This is a genomic window from Candidatus Obscuribacterales bacterium (assembly GCA_019744775.1).
GTDB lineage: Bacteria > Cyanobacteriota > Vampirovibrionia > Obscuribacterales > Obscuribacteraceae > SBAT01.
Genome location: JAIETZ010000002.1, coordinates 324,858 through 346,445, shown reverse-complemented (window position 1 = coordinate 346,445; position 21,588 = coordinate 324,858). Strand labels below are relative to the sequence as shown.

Sequence of the window (21,588 nt, the reverse complement as noted above, 5' to 3'; positions counted from 1 at the left end):
TGCGTATTATCGCAAAGTGCCGGCCAATGGCTATTATCTGGTTTTAACGCGCAGAGATGGCAGGCATTGCTCCCCTGCAATTGACCCAGTTTCGATTGAAATGACAAAGATGGTGGCGCGTGCTTAACTATAGTCCTACAAGCCGCAGTGGCTTGTTTACGCCCTTTGTCAAGCAGTGAGTGTCGTCATGAATCCAATCGTCGAGCTGAAGAGAAGCTCCGCTAAAGCAAGTCAGTTTTCCGAATCCGTTATCCGCGAAATGTCGCGTTTGGCCGCAAAGTATCAAGCGGTCAATTTAGCGCAAGGTCTTCCTGACTTCCCGGCTCCTCCCGAATTGAAGAAAGCCGCTTGCCAAGCTATTAACGACGACGTCAATCAATATGCCATCACCTGGGGTGACAAGCTTTTGCGTGAGGCAATTGCCGAAAAGTCAGCTAGCTATCTGGGATTGAATGTAGACCCGGAAACACAGATCACAGTTTGCTGTGGTACCACCGAAGCGATGATCGCTAGTGCTTTGGCTCTAATTGATCCCCAAGAAGAAGTAATTGTCTTTGAGCCCTTCTATGAAAATTATGGACCGGACGCAATTTTGTCCGGTGCTACACCAAGGTATGTAACTCTGCGCACACCTGATTGGACGTTTGACGAGAAGGAATTGGAAGCCGCTTTCAATTCCAAAACACGAGCAATTATTATCAATACGCCCCATAACCCCACTGGTAAAGTATTCAACCGCCAAGAACTAGAACTCATCGCTAAGCTTTGCCAAAAGTGGGGTGTGCTGGCAATAACTGACGAGATTTACGAACATATTTTGTACGACGATTTAAAGCACATCTCAATTGCCACCATTGACGGCATGCAAGATTTGACCGTAACCATCAGTGGTTTATCTAAGACTTATAGTGTCACCGGATGGCGCGTCGGTTGGGCAATTGCTTCTTCTGATTTAACATCATCCATTCGTAAGGTGCACGATTTTCTAACAGTTGGATCGCCCGCTCCGCTGCAGCGAGCTGCTGTCACGGCTCTTAAATTGCCTGAGCGCTACTACCAGGATTTAACTCATGAATACACGAAAAAACGTGATACCATGCTCAAGATACTGGATGAATCTGGTATCAAATACTTCAAGCCGCAAGGTGCCTATTACGTAATGACTGATATCAGCAAATACGGCTATAAGACGGATGTTGAATTTACTCAGCACTTGGTTCAGGACATAGGCGTTGCGGTTGTTCCAGGTTCCAGCTTTTTTGCAGACGACAAAGGACATAAATATGTCCGCTTCTGCTTCAGCCGCAAGGATGAAACCCTTGTTGCTGCTCAAAAGCGCTTAGTTAAACTAGCATCAAAATAACTGGCACAGAAATAACGGCATCCAATTTATTGAATAAGGCCATGGCATTCTAAAAAGGAAAAACCAATGAGCAACACAGATTCAACCAAAGCTTATACCTGCCCGAGTTGTTCAACTGAAAACAGAGACAACGCAAAATTCTGCCGCAAGTGTGGGCACGCACGCAAAATGGATTTTGCCGGCCCAAATCCAACTGAAGCCGTTGTTTGTCATTCTTGTGCCACTGAAGTGAGAGCTTCTGATTTATTCTGTCTCTCTTGCGGCGCCAAACAAGGACAGCGTCCACCAAAAGAAAAACATTGCACACCGTGCAATAAGCCATTGCCGGCGGCAGCTAACTTCTGCACAACATGCGGAACCAAAGTGGCTGACGCTACAGTAGTGCCACCACGCACTGCTGTCTATCCAAATCTCGAAGCGTAAAAAATTTGCCGAGAGCCAGGATTGAACTGGCGACACAAGGATTTTCAGTCCTCTGCTCTACCGACTGAGCTACCTCGGCACATTGTGTCTCTTGACAATATTGTCTGGTGAGACGCAAGGACAGAAGAATATAGCATAAGACTGACTGCAAAGTGGTGCCAGGTAACAGTCTTAGGGATACAAAAGAACTAATAAGTTGATGAGCTGACTACAGGTGCCACCCTGTTGTAGAGTCCGGCAATACGTAGACCTGACGGGTCTTTACGGACCAAATAGTCCGTCTGCATCTGCTGGCTTGTAGGCTGACCGCCGGCTTGGTAGACGAAAGTTCCATTGGCGCAAACAACAATTGATCCATCCGGATTGACAGCCACTGTCTGCACATCAGCCAGGTGATATTGAGCCTTGATCCGTCCGTCGGCGATACCGGCAGCGATGTCAGGGGACCAGAAGGCAGTCTTAAAAGCTTCTTGCGCTTCAGGAGTCATCCAACCGAAAGCTTTGCTTTTAGCTTGTTGGGCACCGGACGAAGAATAGTCCATGGCGCTTGTCAACCACCATTTCACAAAATCACATGCCAGAGAGCCATCGAGTTTTGGTCCTTCGGCAGCCGGGTGCTCGACAGGTTTTTCGGCCTGCACGGGCACCGCAACTTCTCTGTCATAGCCACCTTCAGAGCCGTGTTTGACCTGCATGCCGCCCCAGAAAGAACCAAGCACGAGGATGACAATTAAGCCCATAAGGACTTTGTCCTGTGCAATTCGGCTAACAATTTCTCGAATAACTTCGTAGAGCATTTAAGTACCGATGCCGACACTATGTCGACTAGAGGGTGTATTGGATATTTTCGTTTTATTCTGCGAAAAATCAAGGGTTGAGATGGTGAGATTCCCATGGGGCTTGGGCTTTCGGGCATATTTGGCTTCGTAGCCTTACGATATTCACTCTCATTTCAGCTTAGGTACGCGCCAGAAAGCCCGTATCAAAACGAATTTTGAATGTACAATTGGGGCATCTCTTCCGAGGTGGTATTAGGTGGCAGTTGATCCTCTTACAGGTTTAAACAATCAAATGCCTTTTGGTGACAACGATGAAGCCAATGAGGTCCACGAAAAGTGGGCTCAAAATGATGCCGCTGAAGCTGAAAACGAATTTGACCTGGAGCTGCCTGAGTTAAGTGCCGGGAGTCATGCCAGTGGCAAGTACATTGCCTACACCATCAAGATGCCTTCTGAACAACTGGCTGCCTTGCAGTCCATTTGGTTAGAGTTGAAGCGCGCCTATGGCACCAACTCACCTGATAAGAGCGGCATGATTCAACAAGCGGTAACTGAGTGGCTTAAAGAGTGGGATGGTCCCAACAGAAAAGCTCTCTTGCGTGAGCTTCTCGAAATCAGGCAAGAAACTCGCAGAAGACAGTATAGAAAATAAAAAATGCAGGTTCAGCGAACCTGCATTTTTTTTGAGCTGTTTCCCGAATGTCTATTCGGATTTTAAGTGTCTATAGAGGTAATAAGCAAATCCGCTGCCGCCGATAAGCACGATGGCTATATCGAATTTGTGCCAGAGGTCAACGAAGACTTCCATGTTCTCACCGAATTTGATACCAACCCAGGTGAGGAAATAGCACCAGATTAAAGAGCCGATGAAAGTGAAGACGCAGAACATGCCAAAGTGAGCTTTGAGAACTCCAGCCGGAAATGAGATGAATGTACGAACAACAGGCAGCATTCTGCAGATGAAGAATGTCATGTCGCCATACTTATCTACCCACTTATCCGCTAGATCCAGATCATGGGATTTGAGTAAAAGTAACTTGCCGAATTTTTCCAAGAATGGTCTGCCACCATAAAGTCCCAAGAAGTAAGACGGAATGGAACCGATTAAGCAGCCGATGGCACCAGCTAAAGCAGCCAAATGGAAATTCATTTTGCCTTGTTGAACCAAAATTCCTGCTGTCGGCATGATTGCTTCCGATGGCAGAGGAATATTGGCGGATTCAATAGCCATCATCACGGCTACACCGACATAGCCCCATGCGGCTACGGTGTCCTTGATGGATGTAAGAATTGGGTCGATTAACTGGTGAATCACGAAGGCGCCCTCTATGAAGCTATGTGGAATTTTGCATAGAAAATTCTACTTCCTAGTAGGATTGAGGGTATTGGTCATAGCTAAGGAAGCATTCTTAAGAAAGCATCATGCGTTACTTCACAGTCGCTACTGCCGGACATGTCGATCATGGCAAAACTAGCCTGCTGAAAGCCCTCACAGGCATTGATCCTGACCGATTGAAGGAAGAAAAAGAACGCCAGATGACAACCGATCTGGGTTTCGCGCACTTGTCACTTGATGACATGGTCGTTGGTTTTGTTGATGTGCCTGGACATGGGAAATTTCTTAAGAACATGCTTGCCGGCGTCGGCGGCATCGATATGGCTTTGCTCGTTGTCGCTGCCGATGAAGGTCCCATGCCGCAGACGATCCAGCACGTGCGGATTTTATCATTTCTAGGCGTGCCCAATGTCCTTGTAGCGTTGAACAAAATAGATACTTGTGACAGTCATCGCATTGAGTCGTCTCGACAAAGAATTGAATCACTTTTGGAAGAATACGGATTGCATTCAATTGGTGTCGTGCCGGTTTCAGCAATCAAAGAAACTGGACTTGCCGAACTCAAAGAATCCATTTTCAAATCATGCGCCGCATATCGAGCAAAACAAAACGGCAAGACTTTCTTTCTTCCAATTGATCGAGTCTTTACAAAATCCGGGTTTGGTACGGTCGTCACAGGCACTCTTGTTGATGGTGAATTAAGTACAGGCGATCAAGTGCTCGTCGGCAACAGAAATCTAAGAGCAAAGATTCGCCGTTTGGAATCATTTGGCAAAACCATTGATAAAGCATTCGCCGGTCAAAGAGTAGCTGTCAATTTGGCCAGCAAAGAAAACTTAGAACGTGGTGATGTCTTGTTGAAAGAAGATCACACGCCTGCAGATGTGCTTATTGTGGCAATTGCAACTCATCGCGATACAAGTGAAACCGTTAAAACAATTGCTGGTCAAGATATTCGTGTGTATCACGGCACCAAAGAAGCAATAGGACATGTGCGCTTCGTCACTGGTAATGTGGCAAAGATTGCTTTTGAAGTTCCACTAATTGCTCGCATTCAAGACAAACTAATTATTCGCTTGTCCGACGACACAATATTAGGTGGCAGCGTTCTCCTTCTTAACCCGCCGCGCTGGTTGACCAAAGAAAAACTCTCGCAATTAGATGGATTCTTGTCGGATGCTGACTTTGAGAAAGCATTGCTTGCTTATTTGCAATTGTCTCCACAAGGAATTTTGCCTATATCTGAACTTGCTAGATTCTTGCCGCCAGATTCATCTGCGTTAGCCACTCTCTTGCAAGGTGAATTAGTGCAAGCTGCTGATTCGATACTTTCTGAAGACAAGCAAGACAATTTGTTTAAATCAATTCTTGAGAGTTTACCCGGCACGCAAGAAGCAGTTCGCAGCAAGGTTTTGCCGACAGCAAGACGAGAAGTCTTTCAGGCTCTGGTAAGTAAGCTTGTAGCTCTTGGCCAAATCGAACAGCTTGGCGACAAACTAGCCATAGTTGGGCAAAAGGATAATGACATAGACTCTGCAATGCATGAGGCTTTGCGTGCGGGTGTGCTGAAAATACTTTCGGAAACTATGTGCCTGGAAATTGAGGAGTTGGCTACCAGGCTAAATGTCGACAGCAAAGTAGTCGAGAAAACACTTACAGAGATGATGAAGCACAGAGAAGCTGCCATTGTTGCTTATGAATTTGCCGCGCTTCAAGAGACAATTGATAAGTGCCACCGCGTAATTGCAGATCTCTGGCAGAAGAAGAAAGACATCGCTCCTGGTGAATTCAGACAGGCTCTCGGCACATCGCGCAAGTATGCAATGGCGCTTCTTACTTATTTCGATGACCAGCAAATAACCAGACGCTTGCCGTCAGGACGTGTCCTGATGAAAGCGCCTAGTTGAAGTAGCCCTTTAGTGGAAGATCTTGTGTCCTATTTTGCTCAGGAAGTTTCTTCCTGTATGGTGATCGTAGTCGTATTCAATTTCTTCAATGCGGCCAATATGATCATAGTCCACTTCTTTTTCTACCAAAACAGGTCTTCTGGCGGCTATTCTTGTTCTGGTTACCGGTCGTCTGATGACTTTTGTTTCCACAATAGCCGGTCTGCGAACTACCGAGACTGTCTCAGGCATCGGCTCAACCATCACTGCCGGTTGCTGTTCGGCATAGATAGAAGTATCGGCTGTTGTCGGATAGTAGGTATTGCGGTCAATGCCAGGCATCAAATGTGGCAGTGCAAACGCCAAAGCAATGACAATTGCACAAATGCCCAAACCTATAGCTAGATTTCGCATGATGTCTCCTCCGTCCTTCTGTAAATGAACAGTTTGGACTGTGCCAATGATGTCGCCGGAGAGTCGAAGTTCCTTTTAAATACTTAAAAATTTGTGCTGAATTGATAATCCATGCTTTTTCTAGGGCTCTGCTTGGGCTCCTGAGCCTTCTCTGCCAGGGTGATGTGGACAAACTGCGGTATTTGCCGCGTTGGTTGCGGGCACTTATCACCAAAGAAAGAAACAACCAGCTCCAGGTTCTTCTGTGACAATTCGGGGTGGTTAATCGCTTCGTATGCGATGCATTTTTGGCCCTTGTTGCACTGGAAAGCAACCAGTGGTGACGACCAAGGTCCTTCAGGACTAGGCGCCTGCAAAAGCATAATTTGTGATCCTTGAGGCTCCATGTAAGTCGCTACAAATCCTATTTTGGGATTCACTTTTGTAATGGCTATTTCCTTTGGGACATTGCGTGCCACTACAACTGCTTGCATGAAGTCATTCGACCAAATGCTTTCTTTTGATTTAAATCCACTGAAATATTGCCATTGGATTTGAGTTAAATCGGCAAGAGGAAAACGAGCTACCACAAGATTATTGTTGTTGGCATCGAAAGGCACATCACCGTAAACATAGAGGTAATCGGAAGTCGTAAGACAAGCTGTACCCAGTTTCAATTTCTGAGCAGCTTTCGGTAATGGGATTTGACGAATTTTCCAGGATGTCGGCTTGTCTTTGGGATTGTCGACAACCAGCAAATCGATATCTTCGAGTCTTTTCGCAAACAGATAAAGCTTCTCGTGTATTAGGGCTCCGCTCATTGGTTCATATTGCAGATCCGCCTTAAGTGCATTGATGATTGAGGTTGGTTTGTTCTTAATACTGCCCCAGAAGAATTGCACCGGTTTTGCTTTTGAAACGAAGTCTAACCAACCTGCTGAATTGGCAATTATCACTTGGTTAAAAGATTTCTTGCTTGGCAGATTTATCCAAGTGTGTCCGAAAATCCATAGCGATTGTTTGGCATTGAGTGGAATGCTAATGGCCTTGTTGGTGCCTGTCCAACCATGTTTGCGTGCAAATGATTTGTTTAGTGTGCTATCTGTTGTGACAGATGCTACGGTGAAAGTAGGCAGCGATCTTTTGTGTCGACTTTTATTTAACTGAATCTGCCAGGTAAGTATTGTTGAGACGATAAGCGACAAAAATATGAGCACGAAAGCTTGATGACCGAAAGAATATTTCTCAGGTTCAGTCTTGGTTTGGACCTCAGGATAATCACGCGGCATAAAGGCAGCAAACACGGCACCGCCGAGAAATCCGCCAATATGAGCCCACCAAGCAACTCCACCTTGTTCTATAGGGTTTAAAAATCCTTGCCAGCCGCTTATTAGCTGCATTGCAAACCAAATACCCAAATACCAGTAGGCAGGAATAGTTATAGGTTTGAACCAGCCTAAGATAGGATGGGTAGAGACTACTTTAGCGTCAGGGTGCAAGACGATGTAGGCACCTAGTACTCCGGCGACTGCTCCGCTGGCGCCAATAGTCGGAAGATTAATAGTCGGTTGAGCAGCTAACGCAATTATGTCGGCGCTAAAACCGCAGTATAGATAAAACAACAAATAAGTCAAACTACCAAGATAGTCTTCTACATTGTCGCCAAAAACCCAAAGGAACCACATATTGAAGACACAGTGAAATATTCCGGCATGCAGAAATGTAGAGCTAAGAAGTGTAAAAAGCTGTTGTCCGTCAGGATTGTTCAGGAAGCGCGATGCAACCATGCCATATTTGACAATGAACTCACTTGACCCCTTACTGCCTAAGTGAAGCTCGTAAAGTAAGACGATTAAATTGATCGCGATCAAAATAATCGTGACTGGGTGGGGTCTATTGGATGTGTTTATGTCCCGCAGAGGAAACATGATTTAATGTCATCCCAGACTTAATTGTGACTGGTAGCCATCATTTTGGACTCTTCGACCCAGCCGCGTGCGATAAGAATGTGCCCCAGGCGGCATCCTGAGCTGCGTTGTTCGACTAGTGCCAGATAAAGCTGCTCCATGGTAATGACGCCTGATTCTAGAAGCCTCTGTCCGATTTTGCTTCTCATGGGAGGTAGGCATTCTTTTAATTGGTCAAAGGTTATCCAGCCGTGCAAAAGGCAGACTTCGCCAAATAGAAGCCCGGTTTCCATCTGCTGCGCAAGAGCTTTATCCAGCTGCTCTTGGGTTAAATAGCCGGCTTCAATTAGCCGTTGTCCGATAAGGCTTGATGAAAACTGCCGCTTGGGTTTGGTCACAGACTTAGCCTTTGACTGGTTATTCTTCTATCTATTTACCAAATTAATCGACGGATATAACGATATGGTCGCTGGCTAATCCGACGGGATTACCGGCGCTGTCGATGGCTCTGACGCGCAGTTCATAGATGCCGGCGGAAGGAAACTTATCTTCCGTAAGAGTAACCGAAGCCTTCTTGCCCGTATCGATTGTCTGGGCAATCACACGGCTTGGCTCAGTTGTATTTTGGAATTCAAACAAGAGATTTGGTCTGGTTATTTCAATTCGCGCGCCGGCGGCATTTGCAATTTCTCTGGTATCAATATTAATAACTTGAGTGTTGTCTTTGTCTGAAATATGCAGATAGCCTTTGGTGCCGAAATAGCCGGAATTTTTGAATGTCAAACTGGGCATGACTGTTTCCGGTCTAACTACTTCAATGGATTTGATTTTTAATTCGCTACCCGGCGGCAGCATGAGTTTGAATTGTTTAGCCGTGCCGCCCAGAGACCACTCCGGCAAACTATGTAAAGCAAAAACCGTTTTCGGATATATTTGAGCGTGCGTTCTTCTTCTCAGTTCAAAATCCTTATTGATATCGTTTTTGTAGAGTAGATCTGCTCCCCATTGGGCGCTTTGTTCAGGCAAGTGAAGCACTTCAAAATTTACTGCAATGAAATCTGTGAACCAGCAAGGTAGTTTGCCCAGATCAAGAATTATTTCTGAATGCTTGCGAGCGTCTGCGCTTGAGGAAACAGACAGTGTGCCATCAGGAAGCCAGGTGTAAGTAGTGCCGGAGATCTTTTGTGGCTTAGCAATTTGTTTCAGGGCATTGCCTTGAAATACGGTCGTCACTTTGGAAAGTGAGTCTGATTCCGGTAAGCTGATATCTAAAAAGCTTTCAGAAGTGTTATCCCACCTAAATAGCCTTACTTGTTCTTTTGCTTGATAGAGCGATTCTTTTAAATATCCAAAAGGCAAGATTGGCTCGAAGCTGTTGACCATCAAACAATTGACTATGTCACGGTGCATTTGCGGTGATTTGGTCATGCCCCAGAGAGCATTGCGGCAAATGTATGAGCCGTTTACTTCATCGGGAAGTCCAATAAAGAGTGCTTGCGGATCACCTTCGACCTTTTTGTACAATTCATTCAAGGACATTCTTATGGCGTTCGATTGTCTACCGGCCTCTGCCCAGGCTTGATTGTTTGTCCATAACAGCATTGCTGCCGAAGTAAGAAGACAAACGGCAACCACAGCTTTGAGAATGTTTTTTAGACCAGAAGCACGGCCTTGCGAAAAGCGCGCAAAGGCCACGGTCATCAATATTGTTAGCGGCACCGTTGCCAGATAAGCAAGCCTGCTTCCTTGCAGATCATCAGTTATGTTGAAAATCTTGTATACGGGTGCCAGACAAAGAATTAGCCAACAAGTAAGAAAGGCAACAGGTCGCAAGAGGTCTTTGTTTTTAAAGATGCTGTAAATTCCGAGCACCGCCGAAACAATTGCTGATCCCTGCCAGGTGATACTTAAAATATGACGCGTGCTCATGAGATTCATGTTTAGTGGCACGACGAGCTTTTTCAAGCCATGCAGCCAACTGCTTATGAAGTTGTTGAAATTGGCAATGTACAGAAGTGAATCATCATAGCCGCCGACAAATGTGCCGAGTGCTTTCACTCTCACAAAGAAATAAAGCCCGAGCATCAGCCAGAACCATCCAGTGTGGACAACAATTGATTTTGATTTCTCGATGAACCAATTTAGTTTTCCAAAAGAGGACCCTAAAGAAGATGATGACTGCCCGTATAGGACTTCATAAAGTACGAAGATGGCCGGCAATGTAATGGCCATTTCTTTGGAAAAGAGACCAAGCCACATTGATACGGTTGCCAATGCCGCCCAGAAAAGTTTTCCTGATTGGCGGTAATACATAAATGCCAGCAAGCTGAAAAGACAAAATGGCGTGACTACACTGTCAACTCTACCGGTAATCCAAGAAACAGCTTCGGGATGTAACGGATATAGTCCGAACAGCCCGGCTGCTGTTAATGCCCAAGTCTGCGAATTGCGCGCAAGATTCTTGACGATAAAAAATATAAGTAGGGTGCTTGCTAAATGAAAGAGCAAATTGGTTATGTGGAAACCTAGTCCGTTAATACCCCAGGCAAGGTAATCAGTGACCATGAAGACAGAAATAAGCGGTCTATAAAAGCGTGTTGTTGTGCCGTCGAGCCACGAACTATGGAAGTTGCGCCAGATAAGTTCGGGATTCTTGACAGCATCCTTGAGCCAGGTTAAGTGCACAAAATCGTCGCCATTGAAAAAATTGAATAACACATTGCTGTAAGCAACGATGGTTGCGGCAATGACAAGAACTAAGCCAATGCTGATGAGGCTGGACTGCCCCTCAGTTTGCTTACTGATATCAGTTGTTCTTTCTTTGATTTGAATCATTAGGTTATTTAGGACTTTACGGATTCCAGGGCGACTTCCCAGGCGGGACGATCTTCTAAGTGGCAACGGACGGCATCTTTTGCTTTGACGACTTTTGCCGGATTGCCTGCGGCAATCATGTTTGCCGGAACGTCATGGCTAACAACTGAGCCGCCTGCAACAACTGCGCCTGCGCCGATACGAACGCGCGGTAGCAAAAGAACGCGGGCGCAAATTATGGCGCCTTTTTCCACATATGGTCCTTGACGGCCTTTTTGGCATGGTGGGTGCAAGCTGTCCGTTGTGCAAGACATCGGATAGAAGTGCACATCGTCTTCAATTGTCGTGAATGTGGCAATGAAGACATTGTTGTGGAAGCGACAATCGTTTCCAACTTTTATTTGACCATCGGATTGCGACATTGTGCCGAAGGCGCAATTAGTGCCGAAATGGCTGTATTCACGAATGCAGGCACGGTGTCCTGTCTGGAATTTTTCACCCATTGTGCAACCGGCGTAGATAATTGTTCCCGAGCGTATGGTGCTGTTTGGTCCAATTGAGAGTTCCGGGTTTGCATAATTAGGATCCGTGTTGAATCCAAAAACTCTTTCACCCAAAATGCATTGAGCGCCGATGTAAGTGTTGGCGCCAATTTTTACATTTTCGTAAATGACGACCCCGGGTTCAATTACGACATTGTCACCAATTACTGAGCCTTTGCCAATAAACGCATCGGAAGCAATATTTGTTCCTTTGCCTAATTTGACACTTGCGTCAATACTCATCTTAAACTGTTCCTGCAACTGGTTGCGATACAGCCGGAGCGGTTGCCGGCGCGTTGAGTATGGTCTTGATTGACTCGGCAACCAATTTCACTTGCGCATCGGTTAATTCCGGATACATAGGCAGCGAAAGTACTTCATCGGAAACTAATTCAGTTACAGGGAAGTCGCCTTCAGCATAACCGTATTGGCTGAAGGCCTTTTGCAGATGCAGCGGTACCGGGTAATAAATCATGGAGCCGATACCGGATTCTGCTAGTTTTGCTTGCAGAACATCTCTACCTTTTGTCTCGGTCTTGTTGTTGTTGTGCACACGGATTGTATATTGGTGAAACACATGTGTGACATCTGTGCTTGTCTTGGGCAAAGTAATACCCGGGCAATTTTTCAATAGTGTTTCGTACAGATTGGCAATTTGTCTTCTTCTGTCATTCCACTTGGACAAATGCTTGAGCTTAGTGCGCAGAATTACGGCTTGAATTTCATCCAGTCTGCTATTTACGCCTAGCTCATCGTGATAGTAGCGAACCCACATGCCGTGCGCGCGCAATTTTCTCAATCTGTCGGCAACATCTTTGTTGTTGGCGGTGACCATGCCGGCATCTCCTGCCGCGCCAAGGTTTTTGGTCGGGTAGAAACTTATGCAGCCGACATCACCGAAGCTGCCTGTCGTTTTGCCTTTGTAGGTGGCGGCAATTGCTTGAGCGTTGTCTTCGATAACGAAGAGTTTGTACTTTTTCGCCAGCTCCATGATTGGATCCATGTCTGCCGGATGACCGTACAAGTGCACCGGCAAAATGGCTTTGGTCTTTTTGGTGATGACGGCTTCAATTTGTTTGGTGTTGATGTTGAATGTGTCCGGGTCGATGTCGACAAAAACCGGCTTTGCTCCGCGTATGGCGATAGCCTCAACAGTGGCCGCAAAGGTGAAAGGAGATGTGATAACTTCATCGCCGGGGCCTATATCGAGTGCCCAGAGAGCAAGTATTAAAGCGTCGGTTCCATTGGCAACCCCGACTGCTTCTTGTGCGCTGGACAGCTTGGCAACCTCGCCCTCTAGACCCTTCACGTGCTCGCCCAGAATGTAGTTGCCGCTTCTAAGTACTGCTAAGACATTTGCCTCTAATTCGTCGGCGATGGGCTGGTACTGTTCCTTGAGTCCGAGAACTGGAACCTTTTGTGTTGCTTGAGTCATTACGCTTCTCTCGTTGCGGGAGGTTGTCAACAAGGCCTACTTACTTATCTCTTGACGACAATAAGTAGGACTTTGAAAGTCTAACTTATTAGACATTGGACTCAAAGTTGCTCCTGATAAGGTTCATCTCTCGCGCAGTTAGATTTACGTAATGGATAGAAAGAAAAATGCCAGGTCCTTTCGGAACCTGGCATTTTTTCGGGTCATAGCTAATGCTTATTTGACGGTGCGCGAAAGAGCGTTTGTGACAAACAAGTTGAGGCTCACACCTTCTCTTTCTGCTCTGCTGACCAATGCTTGGTGCAGGGATCTCGGCAGACGGACGGTGAACTTGCCACTGTACTTGAGGTAGCTGCCGCCTGATTCATGGGCTCTGCTTGCTCTCATTGTGGACTTGGAAGCCTTACGGGCTGGTGCCTTTTTTGCTGGCTTTCTTGCAGCCGGTCTTTTTGCTTTTCTTTTTACGGCCATCGTATTTTCCTCTTGATAGGGCACCTTGGATATTTTGTGGTGCCCCAATTGAATGTGGTTGCTATATTAATACCACTACCTAAGGTGGCGCGAACATTCCATCAGTTAAATATCCACATATGATCATGGTGTATATATGGTGGCGCGAGTCCCGAAACGCTTGCTGGATGAGGCTTTTGCCGTGCCTTCACCGGTGGTGCCGCACCACATTTAATGGCTGGTATCACTCGTAATCATCGGTAATATTTCTGCCCATAATCGAGTGGTGCCTTACAGGCGTATGGCACCATCGACGGTGGTAAGATCGCCAAAAAGGCGCTACCAGCTACAATTTGTGGTTAGAGGAACATTGTGAAAGTCCTAATTATCAGACTTAGTGCCATTGGCGATACCATTCACAGCTTGCCTGTGGCGGCTGCCATCAAGCGTCGCATCCCTGAAGCCCAGATCGGCTGGGTGGTTGAGCCGATGAGCGCACCACTTGTTACCAACAATCCAGCTGTTGATGAAGTGTTTGTCTTGCCGCGCAAAGGGTGGATCAAAAAGCTTGCCTCGCCTCTAAATTGGGCATCCGTCGCCCAGGAAGCACATGCTTTTTGGAGTGATATCAGAAACAAAAACTACGATGTTGTTTTAGACATGCAGGGTTTATTGAAGAGCGCACTATGCACGGTGGCATCCGGTGCTCCCAAGCGAATTGGTTTTTCCCATACCAGAGAAGGCGCCGGGCTGTTTTTGACCGATAAGGTTGAAGTCGGAAATTACTTTGCTCTTGATAAACACATTGTGCGTGTCAATTTGGAGATTGCTTCCTATTTATTTCGGACACTTGGCCTTGCCCCCACAATTAAAGATGAGGAAATTGAATTCCCGCTTCCGGAGATTCCGGAAACTTCGCGACAAAAAATAGACAAGTTGCTAACTGGGCAATCTAACGTTGCTGTACTTTTACCCGGCACAACATGGACTTCCAAGATTTGGACCAGCCAAAAATGGATTGATTTAGCTGGAAAGTTATGCGAAATTCGTATGCCGTTAATTCTTGCCGGTGGGCCATCCGAGAAGAAAACGAATTCTGCGATTGCCGATTCTCTTAAAAGTGGTGGCATACAGGTGTTGGATGTCACCGGTGAAACCAGTTTGCTTGACTTAATTGCGCTCTACCAAAAAAGCCGCCTTGTAATTGGATTAGACAGCGGACCGATGCATCTAGCTGCTGCTGTGGGCATGCCCAAAGTAGTAGGTATTTTTGGAGCTACTCCGTATAAGCGTTTGGAACCATTAGGTCCGCAGTCCCGGGCGGTCAGTTTGCATCTGTCCTGTCAGCCGTGTTTTGAAGCCATTTGTCCGCTGTCTACAAATGCCTGTCTGGAAGAGCTTTCGGCTAATGAAGTCATGCGTTCTGTTAACGATCTTTTGCTCCAATAAAAAACGCGCAGCGTGTTGAGCCGCGCGTTTTTAGAGTTGAGTTTACTTACTTATTTAGAAGCGCAAGTAAGTGGTTGTTCAACAACCCATGGATCGATATTGCGCGACCAGCAACCGATTACTTCATTGTTGTTGAAGAAGATGCCGATTTCGCGAGGAGCACTTTCCGGACCATCGGATGCATGGACTACGTTGCGGCCGATATCCAGAGCGAGGTCGCCGCGGATGGTGCCGGGAGCAGCTTGTGCCGGGTTTGTTGAACCGATGATTGTGCGTGTTAAGGCAATTGCGCCTTTGCCTTCCCAGACCATTGCAACTATTGGTCCTGAGGTTATGAAACTGACCAAACCTTCAAAAAATGGTTTGCCTTTGTGCTCACCGTAATGCTTTTCTGCCATTTCTTGTGGAACTTTGAGGAGCTTCAAGCCGACTAGCTTCAGTCCACGCTTTTCAAAACGACCGATGATTTCACCGACAAGACCGCGCTGTACGCCGTCTGGTTTTATTGCGACAAATGTCTTTTCTGTGTCTGCCACTGAGATTACTCCTTTTGGGGCGGGACTTGTCATGTGCGTCTATGCCTGACTCACATATAGACTCACATATAAATGATTATCACGAAGAAAAGACTATTGGCTTACTTTTCAAGTTAGCTTAACTAGTTTGGCAAACCGTGGGTCCATGAGGCGTTTGCCCTCGGTCTTGAAGTCCACGTTATAAAGTTCTTTGTCTTTGTCGCCAATTATCTGGGTGACTTCTCCTATACCAAATTTGGCATGCTGCACTTTGTCACCCACTGAAAGTTTTTCAAAAGGAATACTTTCTTCTTTGGGCTTGGATTCAATCCATGAAGAAGACTGCTGCGGCGGAGTTTGCTGGCGGAAAGCTCGTGGTTTTACCTGAGGCTTGGACGAACGTGCATAATCTGCCGGTCTTTGAGCAGACGGGGCAGGGCTTGGTTGTTTCTTCTTCGGAGCCCAGGAGCTCTCATCCCATGGATCGTAATCTTCCTTTTGATCATTGGAAGGTGTTTCCGGACTGGGGTAAAAGCCGGTCATGTGTTGCGGCGAAATTTCCTTCAAGAAGCGCGATGGTATTGTGAAATTGGAAAAGCCTGTCGCCCAGCCAAAAGCAGCTCTTTTGCGAGCATAGGTCAAGTAAAGCAAATCTGCTGCTCGCGTTACCGCTACATACATCAAGCGACGTTCCTCTTCCATTGCATTTGGTGAGTCCAATGAACGCATGTGTGGGAATAAGCCTTCTTCTAGGCCAAGAATGAAAACAACTGGAAATTCCAGACCTTTTGCTGAGTGAATGGTCATCAGCTTGACGCAGTCTTCGTCCATTTTTGCTTGGTCAATATCTGATACCAGTGCAATACGTGTAAGAAACGCTTCCAGATCGGGTTTGTCCGACATGGATTCAAATTCTTTGGCGACGTTATGCAATTCCATAACGTTCTCAATTCTGCCGGAAGCTAATTCGTCAAGACCTTGTGCTGCATCTTCTTTCAATTTGTCCAGATAGCCTGTTTCTTTTAAAATGCCGGAGAGTATCTCGGAAATAGGTGTTTGTGTGCTTTCTGCCTGCCAGCGTTTGACCATATTGGCAAAATCACGCAAAGCTCTTTGTGATTTTTCAGAAACGCCTTGGGCAGCGCCTATTTCTTTGGCTGCATCTAAAAGTGTCAAATCGCGCTCAAAGGCAAAGGAGACAAGTCTTTCCAGAGTAGTCTTGCCTAGTCCCCGGCGCGGCGTGTTAATCACGCGCATGAATGCTTGTCCATCGGCACCGTTGAAGATGAGCTTTAAATAGCCTAGCACGTCTTTGATTTCTTGGCGCTCGTAGAATCGCGTGCCGCCCACAACCGTGTAAGGTTGATGGCTACGCACCAAAACTTCTTCCATGGCGCGGCTTTGTGCGTTCGTCCTATATAGAATGACGCAATTTGATAATTGTCTGCCGCGTGCGGAAAGCCGTTTTAATTCTTCTTGTACGAAATACGCTTCGTCAATTTCATCTTGCGCTTCAAAGCATTTTACTTTGGTGCCGGCTCCGCGACTGGAACGCAAGACCTTTTCAATGCGCTCGGTATTGTTTTGAATAATTGAATTGGCTACTTCAAGAATTGTCGACGTTGAGCGGTAGTTGTCTTCCAGTTTGACAATTTTTGATTCTTTAAAATCAGATTGGAAGCCTAAGATGATGCGGAAATCGGCTTTGCGCCACGAATAAATCGACTGGTCGACATCGCCCACTACAAGTAGACTGCGCTCATGCCAAATGCTTGCCGGGTTGGCTTGCTTCTCTTCATCGGATGCTTCGACAATCAACCTGATTAATTCGTATTGTGATTGGTTGGTGTCTTGAAATTCATCGACAAGAACATGTTGGAAGCGTTCTCTAAATCTTCGGCGCACCGGAATGTTTTGTCTGAGCAATTCGACAAGTGTCAAAATTAAATCATCAAAATCAAGCGCGTTGTTTTTGGCCAAATCCGATTGATAAGCAGAAAAAATCTCCGCCACGCGAGTTTCTTTGTAGTTGCGCGCTTCATTAGCATAACGTGCCGGCATATAGCCGTCATTTTTAAGTGATGAAATGCGGTGGCACATTTCACGCGGATTGAATACTTTTTCATCCAGATTGAGGCGTTGAACGACATTTTTCACAACGCTTTGTTTATCCGTTTCGTCGTAAATGACAAAGTTGTGCTTCCAGGTAAAGCCTTCCGGGCTTTTGTAATTTTCAATTTCTTCGCGCAGGGCTCTGGCGCAAAAGCTGTGGAAGGTGCCGATTAAAATATGCCTGGCGTGCCCGCCAACAAGTTTTTGCAAGCGGTGCTTCATTTCTTCAGCAGCTTTGTTTGTAAAGGTAACGGCCAAAATGGAATCAGGCGACTGGTGAAGTTCGGTCATTAGATATGCAACGCGCCTTGTAAGCACTGTTGTCTTACCCGAGCCGGCGCCGGCCACAATTAATGATGGACCCCAGCCGAGGCTAACCGCCGTCTTTTGGTGGTCATTTAGTCCTTGTAATAGGTTGCCAGTAGCTAACATAAAATAAATTAGATTAAAACTTGTAAACAGGTGAACTACATGCCATGACCTAGGACCCTGAGTACAGGTACTCTAGAGTTTCGGCTCGGCTAACTTTATAAGTGTATCCGTTTCGAGCCGTTCGGCGCACAGCCAGTTAACAACTTCCAACCTAGGTAATCAAATGAGTCAGTCAGAACGTGGTGCAACAGGGGCGGCAACTATACCGACCGTAGACGAGCTGGCTCAAGAGTTATTGCTCATTCAGCAATCAGGACCACGTCGAGTGGCCATAATCGGCACGCGTAATATGCCTTTGACAAACCAGCAATTGGTGGAAATGCTTTCTTATGCGCTTGTCTTGTCCGGCAACCAGGTAGTTACATCCGGTGGTGCCAACGGAACCAACATGGCGGCCATTCGCGGTGCTCAAAGAGCCAATCCTGACAGATTGGAAGTCATCTTGCCGCAAACAATCGGACAGCAGCCATCTGAAGTTCAAGATCTTCTGATTGGCATTAAGAACATCATTGAATATCCGGAAAGACGCACTATGACCTTGGCTGATGCCTCGAAAATTTGCAACCACGAGATTATCGACCGCTGCCAACAGGTCATCTGTTTCCTCTATCATTCAAGCCATACTTTATTAGAAGCTGTCAATTATGCAAAGGAACATCGTAAGATAGTTACTAGTTTCTATTTGGATTAAGAACCTAGAAAGCTAGCTGAAAATTGAACTTTCCATTTGAAGACAGCCTATTGTGCTTGCCAATGCCGATGCTTATCGGCTTTATGGTGGCTGTCGCCCTTTTACCGGCATTTATTAAGTACTTGCGTTCCAAGGCAATTGGTCAATTTGTCCGTGCAGACGGACCCAAAGATCATGCCGGCAAAGCCAACACACCGACAGCCGGTGGCATAGTCTTTTTGTTTGCCGCATGCGTCGGCAGCATCGCCTGGTTCTTCTATACAGGAAAGTTCGGAGTGCAGGCATTGTCTGTTCTGCTCGTGACAAACTTCTGCGGCATCATCGGCTTAAGCGATGACATGGCCAAAATTGCCAACAAGGACAACAAAGGCATATCCGGACAAGTAAGACTTGTATTGGAAGCAGTTATTGGTGCTTGCCTTGGACTTATTCTTTTATCGACTGCGGCCGTACCAAGTGCCATCGGTATTTTCAGCGTACCCCCTTGGTTCTTTATCTTGTTTGCGGCGTTTTTACTGGCGGCAACGACAAATGCCGTTAATTTGCATGACGGCATGGATGGACTTGCTGCTGGAACTGCCTGCCAAATCCTGGCAACTTTGAGTTTTATGCTTTATTACCAGGGCTCTTACGAGCTAGCGGCAATTGCTGCTGCTGCTGCTGGTGCTACTGCCGGTTTTCTTGTGTTCAACCGCAATCCAGCCCATATTTTTATGGGGGACACCGGATCTCTTCTGCTTGGTGGTGTAATGGCCGCTCTTGCCCTTTCCGGCAATTTGGTTCTCTGGTTTATTCCACTGTCGCTTATTTACATTACAGAAACTTTGTCTGTTATTTGTCAGGTCGTTTATTTCAAACTGACCAAGCCCTATGCGTCGGATAAGTCGGAGTCGCCGTTGTCGGTTGTTTGGATTAAATTGACCAAGAAGCTGCCTGGAGAAGGCAAACGGCTTTTCTTGATGGCTCCGCTTCATCACCACTTTGAGGCGCTCGGCAAGAATAAAGGCGTTAAGGAATGGCAGATTGTCGCTTATTTTCACGTGGTCCAGTTTGTCCTGTGTCTTTTAACGATTATCACCTTTATCAACGTCAGAAAAATCCTGCCATAGTCTTAATTACTTAAATATGGGGTAAGTAAGGTTATAGCCTTAAATTTAAGGCTCAACCTGGTTACGCCGAAGATGACTACTGATGTAAAACAGCTAGTGAGAGAACTGGTCGAAAAAGGCCAGTGGGAAGAAGCTCAATCAATTTTGCTCCGCTTAATTGGTGAGGAGCCGAACAATCCCGAGTTGGAATTTAGTCTCGGCATTGTGTTTTTCAACCAGGGGAATTTTGCCTTGAGCCAAGAGCATTTCCGCAATGCTCTTGCGATGAATAAGAGTTATGCAGAGTGCCATTATTATTTGGGATTGATTGAACTGAGAATGAACAAGCAAGCTGAAGCTGTTCATCAATTCCGTACTGCTTGTGAAATAAAAGAAGACTACGCGCTTGCTCATTTGCATTGGGGTCTAGCTTTGCACCAGATGGGCAGTCTGAAAGGCGCAATCGGACAATACAACCAAGCGGTGAAACTTAACAGCAAGCTAATGGCGGCCAACTATCAAGCCGGTGTTGCCTGTTATGACTTGGGTGAATATCCCGAAGCGGCGCAATATTTTAAAAGCGCTGCTCTCATAGATCCGAAAATGGCCGAAGCCTTTAATGGCTTGGGTTTGTGTTATTTGGCTCTTGGACAAGTTGAAGATTCGCTCAATTGCTTTCGTGAAGCCTGGCGCTTGGATGATCGTCTCTTGATGGTGCAACGCAACTGGGCTGTTGCGCTTTCACAACTTGGTCAATACGACGAAGCACGTGAGCACTATCAAATTGCTCTGGGCACGGGAGCCAAAGTATTGGCCGCCCAAGATCGCGGTCTTGTCTACAATGACTGGGGCGTCAATCTCTTTTGTCAGGGGCGCTATGACGAGGCTGCAGAAAAACTAATTCAATCGATAGACATTGATCCGGCCCTTGTCAGTGCACGTTTGAATTTGGGCATGGTGCATAGTGTATTGTCCGAATACGAAATGGCCGCTCAAGCTTTTGAAAAAGCTCTCGAGTTAAGTCCCGATTTGCCGCAAATTAATATGTTCTGCGGCATTGCATATTTTTTTCTGGGCAACTACGAAGATGCTCAAAGCAAATTTTTGGCAGCGTTGGAAGGCGGCAAAGGTCACGGCTGGACACATCCTGAGCTGAATATCTGGATGGCTTACACGGAAATTGCCTTAACTAATTACCGGCAAGCAGCAGTTTATTTTGAACAAGCCTTGAATGAAAATCCCAATAATTATTTGGTGCTTGATGGATTGGGGCAATGCCTTTTGCTTGCCGGGCAAGTTGACAAGGCCGGTGAAGTATTTACAAGAGTGCTCACTGTTAACAATGACTACGCTCTGGGGCACTGGCATTTGGCTGCATTGCTTGAGCAAGTTGGTCGCAGTGAAGAAGCCGATCCGCATTACCAGCGTGCGGTCAACATCGATCCAGCATGTTTGAATCCGTACAAAGAGGGTCTGGAGAAAGCTCTGCGCAAAAAACAAATCGGGCTTGTCTTAGACAGAGGTATGCGACTTCTGCGATATGCTCCAGGCGATGTGGAGCTTAGTCTCTATTATGCGCAAGCATTGAAAGCAGCCAACAGACTTGATGAGTGCGAGCAAATAGTAAGGCGTTTGTTGGCGATGCATCCTCAGCTTGGACCGGCACATAGTTTATTGGCGCAATTGTCCATGAATTCAGGACAGCTGGCTGATGCTGATGAGCATTTCCAGCAGGCTTCGCAACTTTATGAGGGTGATGTGCCGCTTTATTTCAATTGGGGACGTTGCCTTTGCTTGCTTGGTATGAATGAATTGGCATTGGAAAAATTTGAAAAAGCAGCCGAAATTGATCCTTACGAGGGCGATACTTATGAAGCTTGGGCAGAGGCGTTAAAGACGCTTGGTCGCTTTGCCGAGATGGCTGCCGTTTACAAACAAGCTCAAGAGTATCTCTGATGCAAGACTAGCAATAA

The 21,588-nt window shown here is 46.3% G+C and carries 19 protein-coding genes and 1 tRNA gene; 8 read left to right on the top strand and 12 right to left on the bottom strand.

Annotation, left to right across the window (positions count from 1 at the left end; genetic code table 11):
- The first annotated feature begins 187 nt into the window (after nucleotides 1–187).
- Both K2Y22_04945 and K2Y22_04940 read left to right on the top strand, forming a co-directional pair.
- Nucleotides 188–1,363, top strand: coding sequence for an aminotransferase class I/II-fold pyridoxal phosphate-dependent enzyme (locus tag K2Y22_04945; protein ID MBX9877784.1), 1,176 nt, complete (start codon nucleotides 188–190; stop codon nucleotides 1,361–1,363).
- A gap of 66 nt (nucleotides 1,364–1,429) precedes the next feature.
- Nucleotides 1,430–1,786, top strand: a complete 357-nt coding sequence (locus K2Y22_04940; protein ID MBX9877783.1) for a zinc ribbon domain-containing protein — start codon at nucleotides 1,430–1,432, stop codon at nucleotides 1,784–1,786.
- A 6-nt stretch (nucleotides 1,787–1,792) separates the two neighbouring features.
- Here K2Y22_04940 and K2Y22_04935 read toward each other — a convergent pair.
- Both K2Y22_04935 and K2Y22_04930 read right to left on the bottom strand, forming a co-directional pair.
- Nucleotides 1,793–1,865, bottom strand: a tRNA-Phe gene (locus K2Y22_04935).
- A 109-nt stretch (nucleotides 1,866–1,974) separates the two neighbouring features.
- Nucleotides 1,975–2,583, bottom strand: coding sequence for a hypothetical protein (locus tag K2Y22_04930; GenBank protein MBX9877782.1), 609 nt, complete (start codon nucleotides 2,581–2,583; stop codon nucleotides 1,975–1,977).
- A gap of 238 nt (nucleotides 2,584–2,821) precedes the next feature.
- Here K2Y22_04930 and K2Y22_04925 point away from each other — a divergent pair, with 238 nt between their 5' ends.
- Nucleotides 2,822–3,217: a hypothetical protein gene (locus tag K2Y22_04925; protein ID MBX9877781.1), complete on the top strand. Its 396-nt coding sequence runs from the start codon at nucleotides 2,822–2,824 to the stop codon at nucleotides 3,215–3,217.
- Nucleotides 3,218–3,268: 51 nt separating this feature from the next.
- Here K2Y22_04925 and K2Y22_04920 read toward each other — a convergent pair whose 3' ends face one another.
- Nucleotides 3,269–3,880: a DedA family protein gene (locus K2Y22_04920; protein ID MBX9877780.1), complete on the bottom strand. Its 612-nt coding sequence runs from the start codon at nucleotides 3,878–3,880 to the stop codon at nucleotides 3,269–3,271.
- 107 nt (nucleotides 3,881–3,987) lie between these two features.
- On the opposite strand from K2Y22_04920, the gene selB reads away from it, so the two are divergent.
- Nucleotides 3,988–5,808, top strand: coding sequence for a selenocysteine-specific translation elongation factor (gene selB, locus K2Y22_04915; GenBank protein ID MBX9877779.1), 1,821 nt, complete (start codon nucleotides 3,988–3,990; stop codon nucleotides 5,806–5,808).
- A 9-nt stretch (nucleotides 5,809–5,817) separates the two neighbouring features.
- Here the strand turns inward: selB and K2Y22_04910 are convergent, their stop codons facing one another.
- From K2Y22_04910 to K2Y22_04880, 7 genes are all read right to left on the bottom strand, one after another.
- Nucleotides 5,818–6,201: a hypothetical protein gene (locus tag K2Y22_04910; GenBank protein MBX9877778.1), complete on the bottom strand. Its 384-nt coding sequence runs from the start codon at nucleotides 6,199–6,201 to the stop codon at nucleotides 5,818–5,820.
- Nucleotides 6,202–6,284: 83 nt separating this feature from the next.
- Nucleotides 6,285–8,108 carry a rhomboid family intramembrane serine protease gene (locus tag K2Y22_04905; GenBank protein MBX9877777.1) on the bottom strand — a complete coding sequence of 608 codons (1,824 nt, stop codon included), beginning with the start codon at nucleotides 8,106–8,108 and terminating at the stop codon, nucleotides 6,285–6,287.
- 20 nt (nucleotides 8,109–8,128) lie between these two features.
- Nucleotides 8,129–8,485 (bottom strand): hypothetical protein, encoded by a 357-nt coding sequence (locus tag K2Y22_04900; protein MBX9877776.1) that lies wholly within the window; start codon nucleotides 8,483–8,485, stop codon nucleotides 8,129–8,131.
- 43 nt (nucleotides 8,486–8,528) lie between these two features.
- Complete coding sequence (locus K2Y22_04895) at nucleotides 8,529–10,922, bottom strand: hypothetical protein (protein ID MBX9877775.1); 2,394 nt, start codon at nucleotides 10,920–10,922, stop codon at nucleotides 8,529–8,531.
- A gap of 8 nt (nucleotides 10,923–10,930) precedes the next feature.
- On the bottom strand, nucleotides 10,931–11,686 hold the full coding sequence (locus K2Y22_04890) for a hypothetical protein (protein ID MBX9877774.1): 756 nt from the start codon (nucleotides 11,684–11,686) through the stop codon (nucleotides 10,931–10,933).
- 1 nt (nucleotide 11,687) lies between these two features.
- Nucleotides 11,688–12,878 carry a DegT/DnrJ/EryC1/StrS family aminotransferase gene (locus K2Y22_04885; protein MBX9877773.1) on the bottom strand — a complete coding sequence of 397 codons (1,191 nt, stop codon included), beginning with the start codon at nucleotides 12,876–12,878 and terminating at the stop codon, nucleotides 11,688–11,690.
- 216 nt (nucleotides 12,879–13,094) lie between these two features.
- On the bottom strand, nucleotides 13,095–13,349 hold the full coding sequence (locus K2Y22_04880) for a toxin-antitoxin system HicB family antitoxin (GenBank protein ID MBX9877772.1): 255 nt from the start codon (nucleotides 13,347–13,349) through the stop codon (nucleotides 13,095–13,097).
- 351 nt (nucleotides 13,350–13,700) lie between these two features.
- Here K2Y22_04880 and K2Y22_04875 point away from each other — a divergent pair, with 351 nt between their 5' ends.
- On the top strand, nucleotides 13,701–14,777 hold the full coding sequence (locus K2Y22_04875; protein MBX9877771.1) for a glycosyltransferase family 9 protein: 1,077 nt from the start codon (nucleotides 13,701–13,703) through the stop codon (nucleotides 14,775–14,777).
- 50 nt (nucleotides 14,778–14,827) lie between these two features.
- Here the strand turns inward: K2Y22_04875 and ndk are convergent, their stop codons facing one another.
- Together ndk and K2Y22_04865 are read right to left on the bottom strand one after the other, a co-directional pair.
- The gene (ndk, locus tag K2Y22_04870; GenBank protein ID MBX9877770.1) at nucleotides 14,828–15,313 is read right to left on the bottom strand and encodes a nucleoside-diphosphate kinase; all 486 of its coding nucleotides are present in this window, start codon (nucleotides 15,311–15,313) and stop codon (nucleotides 14,828–14,830) included.
- Between the two features lie 108 nt (nucleotides 15,314–15,421).
- On the bottom strand, nucleotides 15,422–17,836 hold the full coding sequence (locus K2Y22_04865) for a UvrD-helicase domain-containing protein (GenBank protein ID MBX9877769.1): 2,415 nt from the start codon (nucleotides 17,834–17,836) through the stop codon (nucleotides 15,422–15,424).
- Between the two features lie 163 nt (nucleotides 17,837–17,999).
- Here K2Y22_04865 and K2Y22_04860 point away from each other — a divergent pair, with 163 nt between their 5' ends.
- From K2Y22_04860 to K2Y22_04850, 3 genes are all read left to right on the top strand, one after another.
- The gene (locus tag K2Y22_04860) at nucleotides 18,000–18,527 is read left to right on the top strand and encodes a DNA-processing protein DprA (GenBank protein ID MBX9877768.1); all 528 of its coding nucleotides are present in this window, start codon (nucleotides 18,000–18,002) and stop codon (nucleotides 18,525–18,527) included.
- Between the two features lie 23 nt (nucleotides 18,528–18,550).
- The gene (gene mraY, locus K2Y22_04855; GenBank protein MBX9877767.1) at nucleotides 18,551–19,636 is read left to right on the top strand and encodes a phospho-N-acetylmuramoyl-pentapeptide-transferase; all 1,086 of its coding nucleotides are present in this window, start codon (nucleotides 18,551–18,553) and stop codon (nucleotides 19,634–19,636) included.
- 72 nt (nucleotides 19,637–19,708) lie between these two features.
- Nucleotides 19,709–21,571: a tetratricopeptide repeat protein gene (locus K2Y22_04850; protein ID MBX9877766.1), complete on the top strand. Its 1,863-nt coding sequence runs from the start codon at nucleotides 19,709–19,711 to the stop codon at nucleotides 21,569–21,571.
- Nucleotides 21,572–21,588: the final 17 nt, after the last annotated feature.

What these genes read in the sequence shown, in the direction of transcription:
- K2Y22_04945 (MBX9877784.1), top strand. Translation starts at nt 188, where the DNA reads ATGAATCCAATCGTCGAGCTGAAGAGAAGCTCCGCTAAAGCAAGTCAG.
- K2Y22_04940 (MBX9877783.1), top strand. Translation starts at nt 1,430, where the DNA reads ATGAGCAACACAGATTCAACCAAAGCTTATACCTGCCCGAGTTGTTCA.
- K2Y22_04930 (MBX9877782.1), bottom strand. Translation starts at nt 2,583, where the DNA reads ATGCTCTACGAAGTTATTCGAGAAATTGTTAGCCGAATTGCACAGGAC.
- selB (MBX9877779.1), top strand. Translation starts at nt 3,988, where the DNA reads ATGCGTTACTTCACAGTCGCTACTGCCGGACATGTCGATCATGGCAAA.
- K2Y22_04910 (MBX9877778.1), bottom strand. Translation starts at nt 6,201, where the DNA reads ATGCGAAATCTAGCTATAGGTTTGGGCATTTGTGCAATTGTCATTGCT.
- K2Y22_04905 (MBX9877777.1), bottom strand. Translation starts at nt 8,108, where the DNA reads ATGTTTCCTCTGCGGGACATAAACACATCCAATAGACCCCACCCAGTC.
- K2Y22_04895 (MBX9877775.1), bottom strand. Translation starts at nt 10,922, where the DNA reads ATGATTCAAATCAAAGAAAGAACAACTGATATCAGTAAGCAAACTGAG.
- K2Y22_04890 (MBX9877774.1), bottom strand. Translation starts at nt 11,686, where the DNA reads ATGAGTATTGACGCAAGTGTCAAATTAGGCAAAGGAACAAATATTGCT.
- K2Y22_04885 (MBX9877773.1), bottom strand. Translation starts at nt 12,878, where the DNA reads ATGACTCAAGCAACACAAAAGGTTCCAGTTCTCGGACTCAAGGAACAG.
- K2Y22_04880 (MBX9877772.1), bottom strand. Translation starts at nt 13,349, where the DNA reads ATGGCCGTAAAAAGAAAAGCAAAAAGACCGGCTGCAAGAAAGCCAGCA.
- K2Y22_04865 (MBX9877769.1), bottom strand. Translation starts at nt 17,836, where the DNA reads ATGTTAGCTACTGGCAACCTATTACAAGGACTAAATGACCACCAAAAG.
- K2Y22_04860 (MBX9877768.1), top strand. Translation starts at nt 18,000, where the DNA reads ATGAGTCAGTCAGAACGTGGTGCAACAGGGGCGGCAACTATACCGACC.
- K2Y22_04850 (MBX9877766.1), top strand. Translation starts at nt 19,709, where the DNA reads ATGACTACTGATGTAAAACAGCTAGTGAGAGAACTGGTCGAAAAAGGC.